The following is a 19,518-nucleotide window of genomic DNA, read 5'->3' on the forward strand; positions in this document are numbered from 1 at the left end:
GCGCGGCGAGCTGCTTGGCTCGTGCGCTATAGCTCGTCGCACTCCTTATCGATCTCCTCGCCGATCTCGTCGATGCGCGCTTCCAGCTGCTTCGCCAGGTTCTCTGCCGCTCGAAGGATTGCCTGCTCGGCGGGGGTCAGGGCGCCCTTCTGCCGCAGATCCTCGATCTGCTGTTCGACCTGCTTGAGCAAGCCCTCAAGTGCAACAAGAAGATGGCGCTGATCGACCACAGTGGACGGAGTGTCCGGAGCGCGGAAGACCGTGGATCACGCCTCAGGAGTCGACCATCATGCGCAGCAGATCACGCAGGTCCCGCCGCTGGTCCGCATTGAGGACGGCGAGGGGGTCGCGAGCAAACCGCAGACGCTCGCGGAGATCCGCGGCCGCGGCCGTGCCGGCGTCCGTGGTGACCAGGAGCTTGACCCGCCGGTCGTTCGGATCGGCTTGCCGCTCGACGAGTCCGCGAGCCTGCAGCCGGTCCACCACGGCGGTCAGGTTGGACGGTTCGGCGCCGAGGCGCTCGGCGAGGCGGCGCATGGGCAGTGCGGCCTTGTCCAGGATCAGGAGGGCCTTCACCTGCTGTGACGTGATGCCGTGGTGGGCCGCGGCAGACTCGTACTCGCGGGTGTAGCGGTCGGTGATCGACGCGAAGAGCGTGATCACCTCAGAGGACAAAGGATCATCCGCAGACATCACGGGCCGAAGCCTACGTGAACCAGCTAACAATCACAATGGTTGACCATAATGGTTATGGACCATAAGCTTCTTCCATGAGCACACGCACCGTCGATCAGGAGTCGTCATGAAGCAGCGCACGCTCGGCACCAACGGACCCGCGGTCTCCGCCGTCGGCCTCGGACTGATGGGCATGTCCGAGTTCTACGGAGCCACCAACGACGACGACTCCATCGTCACGATTCGTCGCGCCCTCGACCTGGGGGTCACCCTGCTCGACACCGCCGACATCTACGGCGCCGGGCACAACGAGCAGCTGCTCGGCCGGGCACTTGCCGGGCGGCGCGACGAGGCTGTGGTCGCCACCAAGTTCGGCTCGCGGCTGCATGAAGGCAACTTCACCGTCGACTCCACGCCGCAGTACGCCAAGAAGGCCGTCGACGCCTCCCTTGCCCGGCTCGGCCTTGACCACCTCGATCTGTACTACCTGCACCGGCGCAACCCGGAGGTGCCGATCGAGGACACCGTCGGCGGGCTGGCCGAGCTCGTCGCGGCGGGCAAGATCCGGCACATCGGCCTTTCGGAGGTCAACGCCGACACCCTTCGGCGTGCGCACGCGGTGCATCCCATCGCAGCGCTGCAGAGTGAGTACTCGCTGTGGGAGCGCGGTCTTGAGGCGAAGATCCTGCCCACTGCCCGCGAGCTCGGGATCGCGATAGTGCCGTACTCGCCGGTCGGCCGCGGGTTCCTCTCCGGCGCGATCAAGGACGTCACCACGCTCGCCGAGGACGACTACCGCCGGTACGACCCCCGGTTCCAGGGTGAGAACCTCCAGCAGAACCTGCGTCTGGCAGACCAGGTTCGCGCCATGGCCACCGAAGCCGGCATCACGGCCACCCAGCTCGCGCTGGCCTGGCTGCTGCACCAGGGCGACGACATCGTCCCCATCCCCGGCACCAAGCGCGTGAGCTACCTGGAGGAGAACTCGGCGGCCGCCGACATCGAGCTCACCGCACACCAGCTGGCCGAGCTCGAAGCAGCTCTTCCGCCCGGTGCCGCGGCCGGTCTTCGTTATCCCGAACAGCTCATGGGCCGCGTCGACAACTGAGCCGCATCTCGACTGCGGTTTGGAGTGGTGGTACTTCCACGCCCACCTGGCCACCGGGCAGGGCGACGAGTTCGGGGTGGCGCTGGTTTTCCTGCGGTTCTGGGACCTCGCGACGCGGCTGCGCGATCGTGGCCGCTCGGTGCTGGTGATCTCGCACCTGGCGTTCGACATCGAGCGGTTCGACGAACTGCACCGGTTGGCCGCCGGCGTGTTGTGCGAGGGCAGCGCCGTGGCCGGGGGCAGGTAGGTGTTCCGCACCTGTTTCAGGACCCGTTCCTGATCGTCATGATCAGCATCGTCGACGTCACGTTGCAGAACCCGATCCCCAACCCGGCCGCGGACAGCGACCTCCTGCGGGTGCTGCCGTCGTACGGGGCGATGCAGGCCGCGACCGCCGCCGGATTCTCGGACACCGTCCCGGTCGGGCGTCGCGGTGTTCCTGATGCGCACGCGCGACCACTCCCGGCACAGTTCTGGAGAGGCGCGGTAGCCAAGGATCCGTCCATGTCGGAATCACTATCGTTCCTGGCGGTTTCGCCACTGATGCGTTTCCACCTGACGGTCTAGATTTTCCTCACACCGAACACAGCGGCGCGGATATGAGGAATGACCGAATATCAATAGGCGCGGCAGCGTGCGTCGAAGATCAGAAACCCTACTGTCCCGACTGAACGGGTCACTTGAGGAGTAAGCAATGCCGCTGCTCACCGCGTCAAAGATCCCTGACGGATTCGTTGAGAAGACGAGTCATGTCAACGGAATCGCGGTCAACTACGCCGTAGGCGGCACCGGCCCCACGGTCGTCCTGATTCACGGATATCCCCAGACCTGGTACTCCTGGCGGAAAATCATGCCGGCGCTCGCGGAGCGGTACACCGTGATCGCGCCTGACCTCCGCGGTTCGGGCGGCTCGGACGCCCCCGAGAGCGGATACGACAAGGCCGCCCTCGCGGACGATGTACACCAGTTGCTGGTTTCGCTCGGGCTCGAAGAAGAGGTCAACGTTGTCGGACACGACATCGGGACCATGGTCGCCTACGCCTACGCGGCCGCTCATCGAAGCTCGACACGGCGTCTGGCGCTGCTGGAGGCTCCTCTGGTCGACGAGACGGCATACCAGTTGCCCGCGTTGACCGAAGCCGGACCCGGCTTGTGGAACTTCGGATTCTTCACGCTCGACAACGGGCTGCAGGAAAAGATCGTCGCCGGACGCGAAGACATCTGGATCGAAGGCTTCGTGGGCTGGATGGAACAGGTGAAGGGCGGAGTCGACGACCAGGCGTTGGCCGAGTACGCGCAGTCTCTGCGACGTCCCGGCTACCTGCACGCGTCCTACGAGTACTTCACGACGTTCCCTCGTGACGTCCAGGACACGATCCGCAACCGCGGCACGACGCTGACGATGCCGGTGCTGGCCGTCGGCGCAGAAGGCGCACTCGGCGACCTCGTCCCAGAGCAGGTTCGAAAGTACGCCGACGATGTGACCGGCGTCGTGATGCCGTGCGGACACTGGGTCGCCGAGGAAGCTCCCGAGCTCCTGCTCAGTCACCTGCTGCCCTTCCTGGACGAGTAGTGCCCCTTGGAGCGGTGAGAGGTTCGTCCTCCCACCTGTGAGCTTGCCGGTCGTGGCAAGCGGGCGCGAACAGGGACACGATGAACACACCGAGTGTCCAAACTGGACCGAAGGTCAACCCGGAAGGAGAGCGGACATGAGCTCCCCCGCGGCACGCGGTCTGATCGGTGAGGGCGAGATGCACCTCGAGGTCGACATCATCCCTGTCGCCGACGTCGATCGATCCAAGCAGTTCTACGAACGCCTTGGCTGGCGGCTCGACGACGACGTCGCTCCGATGGACGGCCTCCGCATCGTCCAGTTCACGCCACCGGGCTCCGCGTGCTCGATCACGCTCGGCATCGGAATCACCACGGCCGCACCCGGCTCGGCGGAGGCGACGCTGACCGTCCCCGACATCGAAGCCGCCCACAAGAACCTCGTCAGCCGCGACATCGAGGTGAGCGATGTCTGGCACGGCCCGCCGTTCCCCGTCGAGGCGCGGCAACCCGGCCCGGACCCGGAGCGCACCAGCTACGGATCGTTCTTCTCCTTCAACGATCCTGACAGCAACACGTGGCTGGTCCAGGAGGTAACGACGCGACGCCCCGGCCGGGTCTGACACCACGGATGCGGCGAGGCCACCTGCAGGAAACGACATGAAAGCAGCGGTCTCGCCATGCAGGTAGCGGTCGTCGTCTACGACGGGGTGTTCGACTCCGGACTCGCGGCGGTCCTCGACGTGCTGGACAACGCCAACGCACTGGGCGAGCAGATCCACGAACCGCCCACCTGGACCGTGACGATGGTCGGCGCCACCTCACAGGTGCGGACCGGGGCGGGACTCGTCATCGCGCCCGAGCCGCTCGAGCATGCGCGGACAGCGGATCTGCTGGTGGTTCCGGCACTTGCCGGAAGCAGCCCGGAGGCTCTGCTCGACCACGTCAGCGGCGATGTGTCCCTTCCCGTTCGCGACCTCATCGCGCGAACGCATGCACGTGGCACGGCCATCGCGTCGGCGTGCGGAGGTACGTTCCTGTTGGCTGAAGCGGGAATCCTGGACGGAGTGCGTGCCACGACGACGTGGTGGCTGTCGCCGAGCTTCCGGGCGAGGTATCCGCAGGTCGACCTGGATCACAGTCAGATGGTCATCACCTGCGGTGGCATCACCACCGCCGGCGCGGCTTTCGGGCACGTCGACCTCGCGCTGGCGATCGTCCGGGCGAGCAGCCCCGCACTGGCCGACCTGGTGGCCCGCTACCTCGTGATCGACGAGCGTCCGGCGCAGTCGGCGTACACCATCCCCAGCGCCCTGGCCCAAAGCAATCCCACCGTCGCGGCCTTCGAACGCTGGATCCGCGCACACCTGGACCAGACCATCAGCCTGCCCGACGCGGCCAAAGCGATCGGCGTCAGCGAACGGACCCTGCAGCGCTGCGTGCAGCGCGCCATCGGGACGTCCCCGATCCGATTCGTCCAGGACCTGAGAGTCGAACGCGCCGCGCACCTGCTGCGCACCACCGATCTGTCCCTGAACACCATCTCGCGGAAGGTCGGCTACGAACACCCCAACACCCTGCGATTGCTCCTTCGCGACCGCACCGGCAAGACCACCTCGGCCCTGCGCAACAGATGACGGCTCCGGCAATCTGACGCGCGAACCGCGATGAATCCCAGCTCGCTTCATGGTCTTCAGAGACGTTCACCTTCCGTGCGCGATTTGGAGGCACCTGTGAAGCTCTTGCTCACGTCAGGTGGCGTGACGAACCCGAGCATCCACGCGGCGCTCGTGCAGCTTCTCGGCAAGCCGATCTCCGAGTGCCACGCCCTCTGCGTTCCGACAGCCATGTGGGGTCACCCGATGTGCGGTCCGGCATCGGTGCGAGGATTCGTGGCCGCCGAGCCCGCGTGGCGGCATTTCTCCGGCCTGGGCTGGGCGTCGCTCGGTGTCCTCGAGCTCACCGCGCTGCCCACCGTCGGCGTGCGGCGATGGGTTCCCTGGGTCCAGGAGGCGGACGTGCTCCTGGTCGACGGCGGCGACGCGACGTACCTGTGCCACTGGATGCGCGAGTCCGGGCTGGCCGATCTACTGCCTTCGCTGCCCGACAAGGTCTGGGTCGGAGTGAGTGCCGGAAGCATGGTGATGACGCCCCGGATCGGTTCGTACTTCGTCGAATGGCCTTCCGCGCCGGACGACCGCACCCTGGGAGTCGTCGACTTCTCGATCTTCCCGCACCTGGACGCCTTCCCCACGAACACCCTCGCCGACGCAGAGCGGTGGGCCGCCGAAATCGGCGGCCCGGCCTACGCCGTCGACGAACAGACAGCCATCAAGGTCGTCGACGGGTCCGTCGAGGTGATCTCCGAGGGGCGATGGACAAAGTTCGGGTCATAGCGCGCGCAGAGAACGGAAAGCGGCGCGCAGCTCGGCGGTGAACAGGCCCGGCTCCTCCCAGGCGGCGAAGTGTCCGCCCCGGACCGGCTGGTGGTAGTAGGAGAGCGTCGGGTACGAGAACTGCGCCCAGCTGCGCGGAGCCTGGAAGATCTCGCCGGGAAAGGCGCTGAAGGCGACCGGGACGGTCACCGGCGGCATGCTCCCTCCCCCGGCGTGAGCGCTCTCCCAATACGCGCGGGCAGCCGAGACACCGGTGCCGGTGAGCCAGTACAACGAGATGTTGTCGAGGATGTGCTCCCTGGTGAGGTTGCCCGCCGGTGCCTCGCCCAGGAAGACGCGGGCGATCTTGTGATAGCTGTCGGTGTCGTGGTCGAGCATCCACGCCGCCAGAGCGACGGGAGAGTCCAGCAACGCGTACCCGATCGTTTCTGGCCGGGTGGACTGCTCGACCAGGTAGCCGTTACCCGTGGTGCCGAACACTTTGAGCGCGGCGTCCGCGGCCTTCTCCTCATCGGTGTTCTTCGGCAGGACGGTGGCGTTGCGCAATGCCGGGACCAACAGATTCAGGTGGATGCCGAGGAGCCCCGCAGGTGCCAACCGGCCCAAGTTGTCGGTGACGGCGGCGCCGACGTCGCCGCCCTGGGCGACGTAGCGGGTGTAGCCGAGGCGGCGCATCAGCTCGGCCCAGGCGCGCGCGGTCCGGCTCGTCTCCCAGCCGAGCCCGGTCGGCTGGCCGGAGAAGCCGTAGCCGGGAATCGACGGCAGCACGAGGTGGAACGCATCGGCAGCCGTGCCGCCGTACACGGTCGGATTCGTGAGCGGCCCGATGGTCTCGAGCAGCTCCACGATGGAGCCTGGCCAGCCGTGGGTCATGATGAGCGGCAGCGCACCGGCGTGCCGTGAGCGCACGTGGATGAAGTGGATGTCGACGCCGTCGATCTCGGTCGTGAACTGCGGGAGCGCGTTGATCTTCGCCTCGAACCGGCGCCAGTCGTACCGGGTGGTCCAGAAGCGGGCGAGCGCTTGCGCGGCCGCGAGTTGCACGCCCTGCGTCCGGTCGTCGACGAGTTCGCGTGAAGGCCAGCGCGTCGCGGCGACCCGGCCGCGCAGATCGGCCAACTGCCGGTTCGGGACCGCGACCCGGAACGGACGGATCCCGTCCCGCGACGCATGCGCCGGGGATTCGCCGAGCGCACTCGTCACCGCGACGGAGAGGCCGGCGGCGATTCCGCCCTGCAGCAGCTGTCGCCTTGTGGGTCCAGACATCGTTCTCCCCTTCCTATCGCAGTGCTCGGAACGCGGCTCGAACCTCGGCTGCGAACAGCTCCGGCTCTTCCCAGGCGGCGAAGTGACCGCCCCGTGCCGCGACCCCGAAATAGCTGAGCGTGGGGTACGACACTTCGGCCCAGCTGCGCGGAGTCCGCCAGATCTCGCCGGGGAACGTGCTGAAACCGACCGGCACCCGCGGCGCCGGAAGTGGTGGGCTGCCAGCACTGGGAGCATCGGCTCCGTATGCCTCCCAATAGCTTCGGGAGGTGGACGCGCCGGTGCCGGTCAGCCAGTAGGCGGTGATGTTGTCGAGAACGTGGTCGCGGGTGAGGTTGCCGGACGGCTTGCCGTCGACGAACGCGCCGGCGATCTTGTAGTAGGCGTCGGTGTCGTGGTCGATCATCCAGGCGGCGAGCGCGGACGGTGAGTCCAGCAGCGCGTACCCGATGGTCTGCGGCCGGGTGGCCATCTCCACGAAGTAGCCGTTGCCGGTGGTCTGGAACTCCTTGATCGCGGCGAGCGCCGCACGTTCCTCCTCGGTGTCGTTCGGCAGCGACGAGGGGTCGTTGAGCGCGGGCACGAGCAGGTTGGTGTGGATACCGGCCAGCCCCTGCGGCCCCAGCCGGCCGATCGCATCGGTGACGCCGGCCCCGACGTCGCCACCCTGGGCCACGTAGCGGTCGTAGCCGAGCCGGCGCATCAGCTCCGCCCACGCTCGAGCGGTGCGGACGAGGTCCCACCCGACCTCGGCCGGCTCCGCCGAGAAGCCGTACCCGGGAAGGGACGGCAGCACGAGGTGGAACGCATCCGTTGCGACACCGCCATGTGCGGTCGGATCGGTCAGCGGCCCGACGGAGTCGAGCATCTCGATGACCGACCCCGGCCAGCCATGGGTCATGATCAGCGGCAGCGCGTCCGGATGCTTGGACCTGACGTGCACGAAGTGGATCTTCACGCCGTCGATCTCGGTCGTGAACTGCGGCAGCGCGTTGAGCCGGGACTCGACTCGTCGCAGGTCGTACTCGTTTTCCCAGTAACGGTGCAGAGCCCGCATCGTGGCCAGCTGCACCCCCTGCGAGCGGTCGCCGACCAGTTCCCGGGTCGGCCAGCGTGTCGCCTCCAGACGGCGGCGCAACTGGTCGATCGCCTCCCGGCGGAAGCGCACGGCGAAGGGCCGGATCGCATGGTCGGCTTGCTGCTCGAGCGTGGTCATGTCACGCCCTGCCTTTCATGAGGGAATTCGGACACCTGTCAGCGTGGCGATGTCCACCCGCGGGTCGCGCCCGTGAGAACCCCTGGTCTGTGCGACACCAGGGACTAATTGGCCCTCAAGCGTCTGGTGTCGTAGGCCCACATCGCGATCTCGACGCGGTTGCGTGCGCCGAGCTTGGTCATCAACGATGCGACGTGGAACTTGACCGTGCTCAAGCCGACGAAGAGCTCGGTGGCGATCTCGGCGTTGGTCCGGCCCCGTGCCACCAGCGCGAGCACCTCCTCCTCGCGCTCGGTGAGCGGGTCGATGGGCTGGACCGGTGCCACCGGCGCCTGGTCAGCGAAGGTCGCCAGCAGCCGGCTGGTGACGCTGGGGGCGATCAGCGCGTCCCCGTTGGCCGCCGCGTGGATGGCCTGCACGAGGAGCGCCGGACCGGCGTCTTTGAGCAGGAAGCCGCGGGCGCCGGCGCGCAGGGCGCCGAGGACGTACTCGTCGAGGTCGAAGGTGGTGATCACGACGACCGCCATCGGGTCCGTCACGTCCGGCCCGGCAAGGCGCCGCGTCACCTCGACGCCGTCGAGTCCGGGCATCCGGATGTCGACGAGGAGGACATCGGGACGCAGCCGGGTCGCCAGGTCGAGCGCCGCGAGCCCGTCTGCTGCCTCCCCCACGATCTCGATGTCGGGTTGCGCGCCGAGGATCGTCACCAGCCCGATCCGGACCAAGTCCTGGTCGTCGGCCACGACAACACGGATGCTCATCCCAACGCCTCCACCGGCAGCACGGCCTCGACCACCCAGCCACCCTCTGGCCCCGGCCCCGCGGAGAGCGATCCGCCGAGGAGCTGGGCGCGTTCGGCCATGCCCAGCAGGCCGAACCCGGGCTCCGGGACCGGCCCCGGCTCGGTCTGCCCATCGTCGCTGACACGCAGCCTGACGGCGTCGCCCTCCCGGCGTACGTCGATCCCGACGCGGGTCGCGCTCCGGGCGTGCCGTACGGCGTTGGTCAGCGACTCCTGCGCGAGCCGATAGAGCGCGGTGTCCACGGGTCGTGCCAGCCGAGTCAACGAACCGTCCAGCGAGACCTCGACGGTGGGCGTCGCGCCGGCGCGCGCCAGAGCAGGCAGGTCCGCCACACCCGGCTGCGGTGAGTAGGCGACGGCTTCCTCCTCACGCAGCACCCGCACCACGGATCTCATCTCCGCCAGGGTTCGCGACGCTTCAGACTCGATCACGGCCAGGAACTCGGCGGCCTTCTCGGGCTGGATACCGGCGACCACACCACCGGCCTGCGCCTGCACCGCGATGGCCGAGACGTGGTGGGCCACCGTGTCGTGCAACTCGCGCGCCAGCGCCACCCGCTCCTGATTGCGGATCTCGCGCTGCTGGCGATGCCAGAGATCCGCGCGGTAGCGGAACACCGCCGCGAGGGCGACGAACAACAGCAAGAGAACGCACCCGCCGAAAACGTCGGCCAAGCCCGCGGAGGAGGCGTACATCCCCAGCGCGACAACGACTGCCACGAACGCAGTCCCCAAGACCATCTCCCGTCCCGAGCCCCACCGCACCAGGGAGTAGAGCAGGATCAGGACGGCCATCGTGGCGTAGAGGCCGAGGTCCCCGGCGTGCGCAGTCAGCTGGAGGACCGAGAGCAGCCCGGCCACGCCCCACCCGATCAGTGCGGCCATCAGGGGGCGCCCCCGCCGCCAGAGCAGGGCAGGCACCAGCGCGAGGGCGAGCACCGTCACCAGGGGTTGCCAGGCCAAGCCCGGCCGAACGATGCCCTCGACCAAGGCGGCGGCCGCGACTACGCCCACCAGCAGCCAGTCGAGCCGACCGATGGGTGGGGCGTCAGCAGGCCGAGGCTCACGCCAGATGGAGCGCCAGACAGTGACCACGGCTCCAGCCTAGGGATCGGCGTACCTCGGCGTACCCGCCGAAAGAACAGGAGAGAGCCCATGCCATCGGCCAGGCGAACCCCAGCCTCCGGGCCGGGGCGCCCGCCGCCGGGTTCAGCGATCGTGGCCCTACCGATCCTCACCACAACAACGGAGCCCACGATGAGAACACGTCAACTCACCACCGCCCCACTGGAAGACCAGCGGATCCCGGTGAGAGCCAAGCTCGCCGCAACGTGGACGAGCTTCATGTTCCTGTACGCCTATGTGGACATTCTCAACTTCTTCACGCCCGGCGTCATCCAAGACATCCTCAAGGGCAAGGTCTTCGAGTTCGGCCTCTCCCAGACCTTTTCGACCACGGCGCTGACCCTCGTGGCCATCCCGATCCTCATGGTCGTGCTGTCGATGACGCTGCCCGCCCAGGCGAACCGCATCACCAACCTCACCGTCGCCTCGCTCTACGTCCCCGTCACGGCGTTCAACGCGGTGGGCGAGTCCTGGCTGTACTTCTACGGCCTTGGCATCGTGCTGGAACTGATCCTTCTGGGCCTTGTCGTGCGGTATGCCTGGACCTGGCCCCGCACCGCACGGTCGGCGACTGTGGCGGCTAGCCCGGACCGTGGAACCGTTCGCGCCCAACAGCAAGCGTGAACCCAAGAGCGGTCCCCGTCCCGTTCCGCATCGTCGACACCGACCCCAAGCGCGGCAACGTCGTCCGCGTCACTGGCACCGCCACGACGAGAAATGAAGCCGCACAACGACCCCCCGTCTCCCCATCACACCGCCGGCGAGATGGTCACACCCAGAACCCCTCTGATCTGCATAAACCGCAAGATCAGAGGGGTTCTCCGAAGAGTGGAGCCGAGGGGACTCGGACCCCTGACCCTCACACTGCCAGTTTGGTCCAGAAAGGACTCTTACCTGCGAAAACCCAATAGCCCCAGTAAATCCAGCACCGTCGACTATCGTTCAGCGCCGTTGCTCGACATCGTCTTCGGCCGAACCGCAAGGTGAGTCAGGGCAACGAATTCGCCCCTTCGGGCATCCAGCTGAGACGGTGGACGGACAAACGGAAAGCAGACGGGATCTTCGTCGTTCCTTCATCAGCCCGCTCATAGCCTCGGGCCACCATTGACCCACCAGGAGGCATGATCTTGCGCACCAGATTCCTCGCCGCCGCGCTGGCCGCCGCTGCCACACTCGGCCTCGCCGCCCCCGTGCAGGCCGCCACGATCGATTACGCGGCACTGGGCGACTCGTACGCTTCCGGCACCGGCGCCGGCAACTACCACAGCGGCAGCGGGAACTGTCTGCGCAGCAAGGACTCCTACGCCGAGTGGTACAGGTTCGTCAAGAACGCCAACCTCATCTTCAACGCGTGTTCCGGCGCCACCACCGACAGCATCGCAGGCCAGACCGGCAACCTGAACGGGGGCATCGACCTCGTCAGCGTCCAGGTCGGCGGCAATGACATCGGCTTCGCCTCCGTGCTCACAACGTGCACTCTGACCACCAGCGGCCCCGCAGGTGACAGGAAGTGCCAGGAGGCCGTGAACGCGGCCATCGGCAAGATGAACACCGAGCTCGGCGGCAAGCTCGACAGGGCGTACCGACAGATCAGGTCGAAGGCCACGAAGGCCAAGGTCGTGGTGATCGGCTACCCACGCCTGTTCGGCCTCAGGGCGTGCGGCGGTCAACTGTCGGTACCGAAGCAGCGCTCGCTCAACGACGGCGCCAACCACCTCGACTCGGTGATCCGCAACCGCGCCGCCGCGGCCGGCTTCACCTATGTCGACACTCGCGACAGGTTCAATTTCCACGGGGTCTGCGGTCCCGCGCCGTGGATCCACGGCACACGCCAGCCGATCACCGAGTCCTACCACCCGAACGCCGCCGGCCACCGCGACGGCCTCCTGCCCGCACTGCAACAAGGGGCCCTCTGACCCCGGGCTCGCGCACACGCGGCAGGCGGCAGGCGCCGACCTCGTTCCCCGTCCTCATCCACTCCGGACGGACGTGCGACGTGATCATCCCCTATGGGGCCGGGGAGAGATCGTGTTCGCGACGAGGCCGCCTGCCGCCTGACGTCGCGACGGTCCCTGGTCGCCCTCGCCAACCCGGCGACACCGAAGGCGGACCTTCGTGAGGCGCCGGAACACATCAATCTCTCCAGGCATACCTGCGGCAGGCAACCCGCGCCGCTATTGGACTTCACTGGATGCTGGGTCTCAGCGAGGCACCTGCCACAACGAGACCGGTCATCGCTCGATCAGTCGCTTGCTACTCGTTTCGGAGCCGTTGGTCGCGCTCTTGGCGGCGTCGTCCTGATGCCGCCAGCGCCGGGCCGGCTCCGTGCTCGCGAAGACGAGGAAGCCAGCACCAAGTCCGGCACCAAGCACATCGCCGACCCCGTAGACGATCAGCACTGAGACACGCTGCGAGTTCACACGGCGGGCCGGGCCTCGTCGAAACGATGGCCCGGCCCACCGGCCGCGGTGTCAGGTGCAGATCGCCGAACGGATCCCGGTCAACTCAGGTCACCTGCCGGACGACGACACCGACAACGACGATCAGAACAATCAGACCGATGGCACGAAACTGGTACTTGTCGATCGCGTCCTGCTGCTCTTCGGTCGCCTCTTCGCCGTAGATGTATTTGGCATCGATCATCAGTTCGGGTTTGAAACCGGTGGCCAGCCAGGGAATCGCCGCCGCGACAGCGATGATCCAGGCGGACATCGGTACCGAGAACCCCTTGACCACTGCCACGGTGAAGGCGACCCACGGTGTCAGGCCCGCGAGTAGCAGCACCAGCCGCACTCGGCCTTTCGGCACCTTGAGGTAGTAGCGGACCAGCAAGGCACCCCACGTCGCCACGGCAGCCCCGATCGCTATCGCGCTCAACGTGTCACCATGCCTTCATCGCGCCCCGGGTGGTTGAGTACCCACCACCCGGCCAGCCCCAGGATGCTGCCTGTCCGCCCGCGTAGGCGACCACCCTACCTCCGATACCCCATGTCCTCTCAGGGTTCCTCTTCCTCCACGAGCCGTTGATACGAACCATTCTCGGTCGAGCCTGCGCGGCGATCCGAGCCGCCGCACCGTCCATGCCGCCGACGCGTTTCGCGGCGTTGTTGTAAACCTTGCCCAGCTTGCCCGCGAACTTGCCGAGACGGCCGATACCGCCGAACGCCACGCCTGCCGCGGTGCCGACAAGGGCCATGCCCGCGCCCTTCCAGTCGCCGGTCGCGGCGGTGAAGCCGGCACTGGCGACACCTGTGATCAGACCGACTGCGGAGCAGACGCCGCAGAGTGGGATGGACCCGGCAATGCTGCTGACCACACTCAGAGCCGTGGCCGCTGTCTTGAACACGCCCTTCCAGGTCCACCTGCCGTCGACATCGGTCTCGTTGATCGGGTCACCGTTCGTGTAGTCGTAGTCGTTGGCGCTGCCGCCGGCAACCGGATCGACAGTCAGGAAGCGACCAAGGAACGGGCTGTACGGGCGGGCACCCATCTGCACCAGCGACAACGCTCCGGCGTGCTCGTAGAGGCGTTGATGCTGGCCCAGCCACCCGTGGTCCATCTGGCCCGGCACGTTGTCCGGCACGTTGTCCGGATCCACCGCACCGTCTGTCTTCAACGGCTCGCCGAACGGCGTGAACGTCCGCAGCGCACCTACCTGCTTACCGTCCGCGCCGGTCGTCAGCCCGAAGTCACCACGGATGGTCGGGTGATCCAGAGTGCGGTCCGCCGCCTGCGGCTTCCACGTGTACAGCACGCCGCCGGGCAGGCCGATGCTGCGCGACAGCACCCGGTTGTCCGGGCCGAGGGCGAGATCGGCCGTGTCGCCGCCGCCGGTGTAGCCGTAGCGCACATCGGTCGCGGCATCACCCTGGGCAGCGGTCCTGCGGACGATCCGGTCGGTGGCGTCGCGGAGATAGGACACGTCGGCCGGGTCGGTTCCCGTGGTGCGCACCGCGATGTTGCGGTTCGCACCGTCCCACGACAGATGTGTCGTCGCACCAGCGACGGTGTACTGCGTCGTATTGCCGTCGTTGTCGTACTGCACGTTCGTCACCGCTGTTGCCCCGACGGTGGCCAGCAGCCGATCCGCCGCGTCGTAGCAGTAGCCCGTTTCCGTTGTGCCCGAGGAGGTTTCGTCGAGCAGACGCACGCGGTTGGTGTTCTGACCCGCGTTCGGCCGCGTACCGGCCGGGCATGCCGCGTTCGCGGTCGACGTGAAGTCGTAGGTGTAGTGGTGTCCCGCGACCCACGCATCGGTCAGGTGGCCGGCCGCGTCGTAGACGTAGTTCGGCGCGGACGGCCGGGCATCCGTGCCACCCAGGGTCTCGTCGATGATCGTGCCCGCGCGGGAGCGGCCCACGGTCGAGTCTATCTGGACGTTGTCGCTTGTCCTCCAACTCTGCGACACCACTCGGCCCATGGTGTCCTTGCTGATGGAGGCCAACGAACTGCCGTTGACGTACGTGACCGTCGCCAGTTCACCGGCCGCGTCGTACGTGACCGTGGCCAGCACGGTCGTGTCGAGGGAAATGGTGAGAACGCGGCCCGCGTCATCATGGGTGTAGGTGATGGTCTGCGCCGCGTCAGCCGCGCTCGGCGGGGTCACCTTTTCCGAGATGGTGCGACCGGCCAGGTTGTACGTGGGTTCGGTTCGCACACCGTTGGCGTCGGTGTACTGCACCACCCGGCCGAGCAGGTCCACCTTCGTGGTGACGGTGCCGTTCGCATCGGACACCGACGTCGTCAGCGGATCGCCGTTCACCGCGTAGTTCGTTGTGACCGTGCGTTCCGGTGCCGACGAGTTCGACGGGTGCTTCACCGAGACCACGCGATCGCGGCCGTCGTACGTGGTGCAGGTCCAGGCGCCGCTGGTGCCGTTCGCGACGACCCTGCCGGAGGCGTCGAAGATCTGTTCGTCTTCGCGCGCCGTGCCGGATGCCGGGGCAGGCAGCCGAGTGAGCTTGGCCAGGCCGCCCTGATTGGTGGACTCGACCGTGGTGGTGCACGGATCGTCCCGCGTCTGGGTGTCGCCGTAGTAGACGTCGGTGGTCTGCGCGCCGGTGGGCATGGTCTTGCCTGTCGTGCGCAGATATCCCGTGCCCACTGCCTCGTAGCTGGTCCGCGTCGTGCTGCCCGCGGTTGTGACGCTGGTTGAAAGGCTGTACGCGGCGTCGAGACCGTTGTCGGTGTAGCTGGTCGAGCTGACCTGGTTCGGTACGCCGCCGGACTCGTCCTTGACGGTGGAGGTGGTCAGGCCGTAGTTGGGGCGCAGGTAGGTGCCGGGGATGGGTTCGTAGACGCCGTCGGGGGCGCGGCGCCAGTTCAGGTGCAGCTGGCCGGGGCCCTGACCGTTGTAGTAGTCGATGCGGATGCGGTGGATGGAGCCGGCGACGGTGTTGTTGTAGTCGCCCTTGGCCGGTCTGGGGCCTCCGTCGGACCAGTGGTCGATGACCAGGACGTCATCGATCCACAACCGGGCGCCGTCGTCGACGTGGGTTTCCAGGTTGTAGTTGCCCACGTTCGGGAACGTGATCTGGCCGGTCAGCCGGATCGAGAAGCGACCGGCGGGAACGCCTGGCGCGGGCGAGGTGGTGTCGGTCCAGTCCGACCGCACCGTGCCGTCAGCGGTGCCCAAGCCGGTCTGGTGGACCTTCGGCGAACCCGTCATCGTCGCGTTGTCGTAGATCGCCGCCGACAACCCTTGCAGGCCCTCGTCGTAGTTGGTGCGGGTGTGAGGCATCGTGGCCGCACAGGCCGCGGTGGGCTGCTGGCCGGTGAAGCAGCTCGCCGGTGCCGGTCCCCACTGGTCGGTAGGCCGGTCGTTGTGGTCGTAGACCGTCGAGGACATCCGCCCAGCCGCGTCGGTGGTGGTGAGCTGCTGGTCCTTGCTGTTCCACGTCGTCGCCGTCGTCTTGCCGGTGGCGTCGGTGGAGGTCAGCTGCCGGTCTGCGTCGTCGTAGGTCACCTTCGTCGAGTAGCCGGACGCCGGGTAGTGATACGAGAGGTCCACAAATGTCTGCCGGTTGGGCAGGTCGTAGCGGTAGGCGTGCGCGGGACGCCCACCACCTGCCGTACCGTCAGGCACCGGTGTCTGCACGCTGGTCGCGCCCTTGCGGGTGCCGACCGTGCCGTAGTTGACGACCGTGTAGGTCTCGATGATGTTGCGGATGGCCGGGTCCTGCGCGGCCCAGTCCACGCCGCGGGAGTCGCGGATCGCGACGACGGTGCCGTCGGCGTTGAACCCGTAGTCGGTGAAGTCGTTGCCGGGGTTCTCGATCCGGGAGAACATCCCACCCCGATACCACAGGTAGGTCTGCGAGCCGTCCCAGTACTGGATGCGGCACAACATCTGCGACGGCGGCAGCGTGTCCCCGTTCGGCGGAGGTGTGCGGCCGGCGTAGCAGTCGTCCCCTGGACGGTTGTAGAACAGCTTGTGGGACCGCTGCGAGACCGGGTCGGTGATCTGCGTCAGGCGTGCCGGCGCCCCGGTCCAGCTCATCGTATTGGCCGCAGGCTTGCGACTGTCCACAACGGACGACTCTGAGGCGAGCGTGCCGTCGGCGTTGAAGTTGTAGACGGACCCGCCATCGTGCAGCGTGATCTTGCCGCCGGTGTCGAGGCCGAGGAAGCCCTCCTCACCCGCCGGCGGCTTGTAGGCGCCGGTGCCGGACTTGGTCCAGGTGTGCTTGGTGCCGGAACCGTCGGTGAAGACGATGGTCTGGTCCTGCACCTGTGCCTTGGTGTACGTGGAACCGTCACCGGTCAGGTTCGCGTTGAGCTGCCAGCCGAACGGCAGCGCGGGCAGGTCCTGGTTGTACAGCCACGAGGCCGGGACGATCTGCGGCGGAACCGCCTTGTTCGAGGCCTCGTTGGTCTGCACGAACAACTTCATCCGGCCGGGACCGGAGGAGTGGTACAGCTCGGCCTTGATCGGCACCCGCTGCCCCGCCGTCAGCGCGATCTCGGTGACCGGGCCGTTCTGGCTCGTCAGCGCGAAGTTGACGTCCGAGGCGTTCTTGTTGTTGTAGACCAACGTGTTGTTGACCCAGACCTTCGCACCATTCGCATGCACACCACCGAAGTGATAGGTACCGGTCACCGGAACCTGGAAGAAACCCTCCCAGCGGCCCACGAACCAGTCCTGCGCCAACGCCGGCGCGAACACCGACTCGGTACCCCAGTCAGAGTTCACCTGAGGCTCGTTGCGCACCAGCACCGGATTCGCATCCGGCGTCCCCGAGCGGGTGGAGTCGTTGAAGTACGAGGCACGAAGACCGAACGGCACGCTCGCCTGCGAGTTGTAGCTGAACGTCAGCCCCGACGAACCACCGACGGTGTTGAACGTCGGACCGCCGTCCTCGATGTGCACGTTGCCGTTGGCCAGGTTCACCGACACCGGCCCCACCGTGTCCTTCGGCGCCGGCCCATTGTCACCGATGCGCTGGTCGACCTTGAAGTGACCGGTCCAGTTCGGACGGGTCGTGGTCACGCCACCGGTCAGCGCGGTCAACACGGTCCACGTGTAGCTCGTGCCGTCGGTGAGCACACCAGGAGGCACGGTCCACGTGTTGTTCGTGATGCAGCCGGAATCGACCACGATGCCGGACTGTGCATCCGCACCGGTTGCGACCTTGAAGCAGTACAGCGTGCCGTCGCCGGAGGGGTTGCTCACCGGGCTCACCGACAGCGTCGGGGTGAGGTTGGTGAGAACGCTGCCGTCCGCCGGGCTCACCAAAGAGGTTGCCGGCGGCGCGGTGCCGTGGTCGACGATCAGGTTGACCTGCATGTTCTTGTAGGACCAGTCACTGGTCTCAGAACCCGTGAGCATGAACCAGGTGCTGTTGTCCCGCGCGTTGACCTTGCCCGCGATGAAATCGGTCAGCGCCTTGGACTGGATCGAGCCCCGGTCACCGATCGGCCCGCCCGCCAGGAACTGGCCGACACCGTTGATGTCCAGCGAGGTCGCGTGGTGCAGGTTCGAGTTCCACGACAACATCGACCCGGTCTGCGCGTTGCGCCAGAAGTCATACCGCGCACCGACAACGTTCTTACCGAACAACGGCGTGAAGTCATGCCGGAAAGCCGTGCGCCACACCGAATCCCCGCCACCAGGCCCGGACTTCGAGTTACCTACCGCGATACCGCAGTTGGTGCACTGATAGCCATCGGACTTGTAGGCCCTCGACTCGTCATCGTTGTTGAACCCGTACGTGTAGGTCGGGTCCACGATCACCGGGTACACGCGCGCCTTGTCGTTCAACCACTTCGGGTCGACCGACACGGTCAGCAGCCAGGACTTGCCGTCCTGCTTCAGCGCGTAAGTACCGCCGGTCTGCGCAGGAGCCTTGTTGTCCTTCGCACTGCCCGAAGAGTCCCAGGTCACGATCGGCGGCAGCGACGCCACGACCTTGCCCTTGGCGTCCTTGATCAGCACACCGTCGTCCTTCAACGACGGAGTCAACGAGCCGGTGTCCATCCGGAACACCCAGCTGCTGTTCGACGTCGCCTTCTTCAGGATGATGGACTCCTTGACGGCGCCAGGCTCGACCTCGTACTCCAGGTCCGTGTCCGGCAGCACATCCACATAGGACGCCTTCGAATCCTTGGTCTGCCGCGCAACCCGACGGGCACCCTCGAGCGCGACCGACATCCGCTGGCCCGACTCCCCCAGGTTGATCGGCCCCATGGTCACCAGACCGCGATCCTCCGCGGACGCGGCGAACTCCGGCTTCAACTGGTGCAGACCCGTCTTCGCCCGCTTCGAGCCGCGATCCTCAGTCAGCCGCGTGTCCACCGCCCGCCAGACACCCTTGTCGTCCTTCACACTGACCGGCACCTTCGACAACACCGTCGAACGCGTGCCATCAGAGTTGACGTAGTCGACCGACTTCTCCGCCCGGCCGACCTCCTTCGACGACTTCGCATCGAACTTCGACGCCGCCTTGCCCGCATCCGCACCCATCAACGGCCGGAAATCACCCGCCACCTTCGGCGAGACGTGCTGGCGGCCCTCCTGCTGCGGGTTCGCCCACGACGACAACTCACGCGGATCGTGATACACCGGCGGCGCAGCCACCGCGACCGCAGGCACCGCCACCACTACTGACGCCGACAACGCCGCAACCAGCACAGCCGCAACCGGGGAACGACCTCCTGGTCTCCATGGCCGTCTTGTCCGTCTGACTTCGGGCAGGCTCATACACACACTCCCGTGAACAAAAGAACAGCGGAATCCATCGGCGCAACGCCGAGGATGACAACCGCTACCGGCAACCGCGCGTCAGTCGAGATCGGACTGCGCAGGGTGTGCCGAAGCGGCAGAAGCCGGGAGACCCCAGGCAAAAGTGAGAACGAGACTGTCAGCAGGTCACGAGTAATC

18 protein-coding genes are annotated in these 19,518 nt (G+C 67.0%); 9 read left to right on the top strand and 9 right to left on the bottom strand.

All coding sequences use genetic code 11. The features are described from left to right. Positions 1-26: 26 nt before the first annotated feature. Positions 27-230 (bottom strand): hypothetical protein, encoded by a 204-nt coding sequence (locus ACIA8G_RS21340; RefSeq protein ID WP_396420352.1) that lies wholly within the window; start codon positions 228-230, stop codon positions 27-29. A gap of 43 nt (positions 231-273) precedes the next feature. After that, the gene (locus ACIA8G_RS21345) at positions 274-693 is read right to left on the bottom strand and encodes a MarR family winged helix-turn-helix transcriptional regulator (protein WP_396420563.1); all 420 of its coding nucleotides are present in this window, start codon (positions 691-693) and stop codon (positions 274-276) included. Between the two features lie 109 nt (positions 694-802). Here ACIA8G_RS21345 and ACIA8G_RS21350 point away from each other — a divergent pair, with 109 nt between their 5' ends. The 7 genes from ACIA8G_RS21350 (at position 803) to ACIA8G_RS21380 (ending at position 5,730) form a co-directional block, all read left to right on the top strand. Continuing rightward, entirely contained in the window at positions 803-1,783 is a 981-nt protein-coding gene (locus ACIA8G_RS21350; protein ID WP_396420353.1) for an aldo/keto reductase, read from the top strand. Between the two features lie 19 nt (positions 1,784-1,802). Further along, the gene (locus ACIA8G_RS21355; RefSeq protein WP_396420354.1) at positions 1,803-2,030 is read left to right on the top strand and encodes a lipocalin-like domain-containing protein; all 228 of its coding nucleotides are present in this window, start codon (positions 1,803-1,805) and stop codon (positions 2,028-2,030) included. Between the two features lie 38 nt (positions 2,031-2,068). Further along, the gene (locus tag ACIA8G_RS21360) at positions 2,069-2,350 is read left to right on the top strand and encodes a hypothetical protein (RefSeq protein WP_396420356.1); all 282 of its coding nucleotides are present in this window, start codon (positions 2,069-2,071) and stop codon (positions 2,348-2,350) included. 127 nt (positions 2,351-2,477) lie between these two features. Next, on the top strand, positions 2,478-3,356 hold the full coding sequence (locus ACIA8G_RS21365; RefSeq protein ID WP_396420357.1) for an alpha/beta fold hydrolase: 879 nt from the start codon (positions 2,478-2,480) through the stop codon (positions 3,354-3,356). A gap of 136 nt (positions 3,357-3,492) precedes the next feature. After that, positions 3,493-3,957, top strand: a complete 465-nt coding sequence (locus ACIA8G_RS21370) for a VOC family protein (RefSeq protein WP_396420358.1) — start codon at positions 3,493-3,495, stop codon at positions 3,955-3,957. Positions 3,958-4,014: 57 nt separating this feature from the next. Beyond that, on the top strand, positions 4,015-4,971 hold the full coding sequence (locus tag ACIA8G_RS21375; protein WP_396420359.1) for a GlxA family transcriptional regulator: 957 nt from the start codon (positions 4,015-4,017) through the stop codon (positions 4,969-4,971). 96 nt (positions 4,972-5,067) lie between these two features. Continuing rightward, the gene (locus ACIA8G_RS21380; RefSeq protein WP_396420360.1) at positions 5,068-5,730 is read left to right on the top strand and encodes a Type 1 glutamine amidotransferase-like domain-containing protein; all 663 of its coding nucleotides are present in this window, start codon (positions 5,068-5,070) and stop codon (positions 5,728-5,730) included. Here ACIA8G_RS21380 and ACIA8G_RS21385 read toward each other — a convergent pair. The 4 genes from ACIA8G_RS21385 to ACIA8G_RS21400 all read right to left on the bottom strand — a co-directional run bounded on the left by ACIA8G_RS21385 (position 5,725) and on the right by ACIA8G_RS21400 (position 10,109). Then, on the bottom strand, positions 5,725-6,996 hold the full coding sequence (locus ACIA8G_RS21385) for an epoxide hydrolase family protein (protein WP_396420361.1): 1,272 nt from the start codon (positions 6,994-6,996) through the stop codon (positions 5,725-5,727). The genes ACIA8G_RS21380 and ACIA8G_RS21385 overlap by 6 nt on opposite strands. Positions 6,997-7,009: 13 nt before the next feature. Then, entirely contained in the window at positions 7,010-8,212 is a 1,203-nt protein-coding gene (locus ACIA8G_RS21390; RefSeq protein ID WP_396420362.1) for an epoxide hydrolase family protein, read from the bottom strand. Positions 8,213-8,316: 104 nt separating this feature from the next. Beyond that, positions 8,317-8,973 (bottom strand): response regulator, encoded by a 657-nt coding sequence (locus ACIA8G_RS21395; RefSeq protein ID WP_396420364.1) that lies wholly within the window; start codon positions 8,971-8,973, stop codon positions 8,317-8,319. Continuing rightward, positions 8,970-10,109 carry a sensor histidine kinase gene (locus ACIA8G_RS21400; protein WP_396420365.1) on the bottom strand — a complete coding sequence of 380 codons (1,140 nt, stop codon included), beginning with the start codon at positions 10,107-10,109 and terminating at the stop codon, positions 8,970-8,972. The genes ACIA8G_RS21395 and ACIA8G_RS21400 overlap by 4 nt, the downstream gene beginning before the upstream one ends. A gap of 249 nt (positions 10,110-10,358) precedes the next feature. Between ACIA8G_RS21400 and ACIA8G_RS21405 the strand changes: the two genes are divergently transcribed. Beyond that, positions 10,359-10,763, top strand: coding sequence for a DUF6326 family protein (locus tag ACIA8G_RS21405; protein WP_396420366.1), 405 nt, complete (start codon positions 10,359-10,361; stop codon positions 10,761-10,763). A gap of 497 nt (positions 10,764-11,260) precedes the next feature. Continuing rightward, positions 11,261-12,055, top strand: a complete 795-nt coding sequence (locus ACIA8G_RS21410) for an SGNH/GDSL hydrolase family protein (protein ID WP_396420367.1) — start codon at positions 11,261-11,263, stop codon at positions 12,053-12,055. A 315-nt stretch (positions 12,056-12,370) separates the two neighbouring features. Here ACIA8G_RS21410 and ACIA8G_RS21415 read toward each other — a convergent pair whose 3' ends face one another. The 3 genes from ACIA8G_RS21415 to ACIA8G_RS21425 all read right to left on the bottom strand — a co-directional run bounded on the left by ACIA8G_RS21415 (position 12,371) and on the right by ACIA8G_RS21425 (position 19,230). After that, positions 12,371-12,538, bottom strand: a complete 168-nt coding sequence (locus tag ACIA8G_RS21415) for a hypothetical protein (RefSeq protein WP_396420368.1) — start codon at positions 12,536-12,538, stop codon at positions 12,371-12,373. Between the two features lie 106 nt (positions 12,539-12,644). After that, positions 12,645-13,016 carry a hypothetical protein gene (locus ACIA8G_RS21420; RefSeq protein ID WP_396420369.1) on the bottom strand — a complete coding sequence of 124 codons (372 nt, stop codon included), beginning with the start codon at positions 13,014-13,016 and terminating at the stop codon, positions 12,645-12,647. Positions 13,017-13,020: 4 nt separating this feature from the next. Beyond that, positions 13,021-19,230 (bottom strand): PA14 domain-containing protein, encoded by a 6,210-nt coding sequence (locus tag ACIA8G_RS21425; RefSeq protein WP_396420370.1) that lies wholly within the window; start codon positions 19,228-19,230, stop codon positions 13,021-13,023. Positions 19,231-19,518 lie beyond the last annotated feature (288 nt).

It is taken from the genome of Lentzea sp. NPDC051213 (genome assembly GCF_044455585.1).
GTDB lineage: Bacteria > Actinomycetota > Actinomycetes > Mycobacteriales > Pseudonocardiaceae > Lentzea.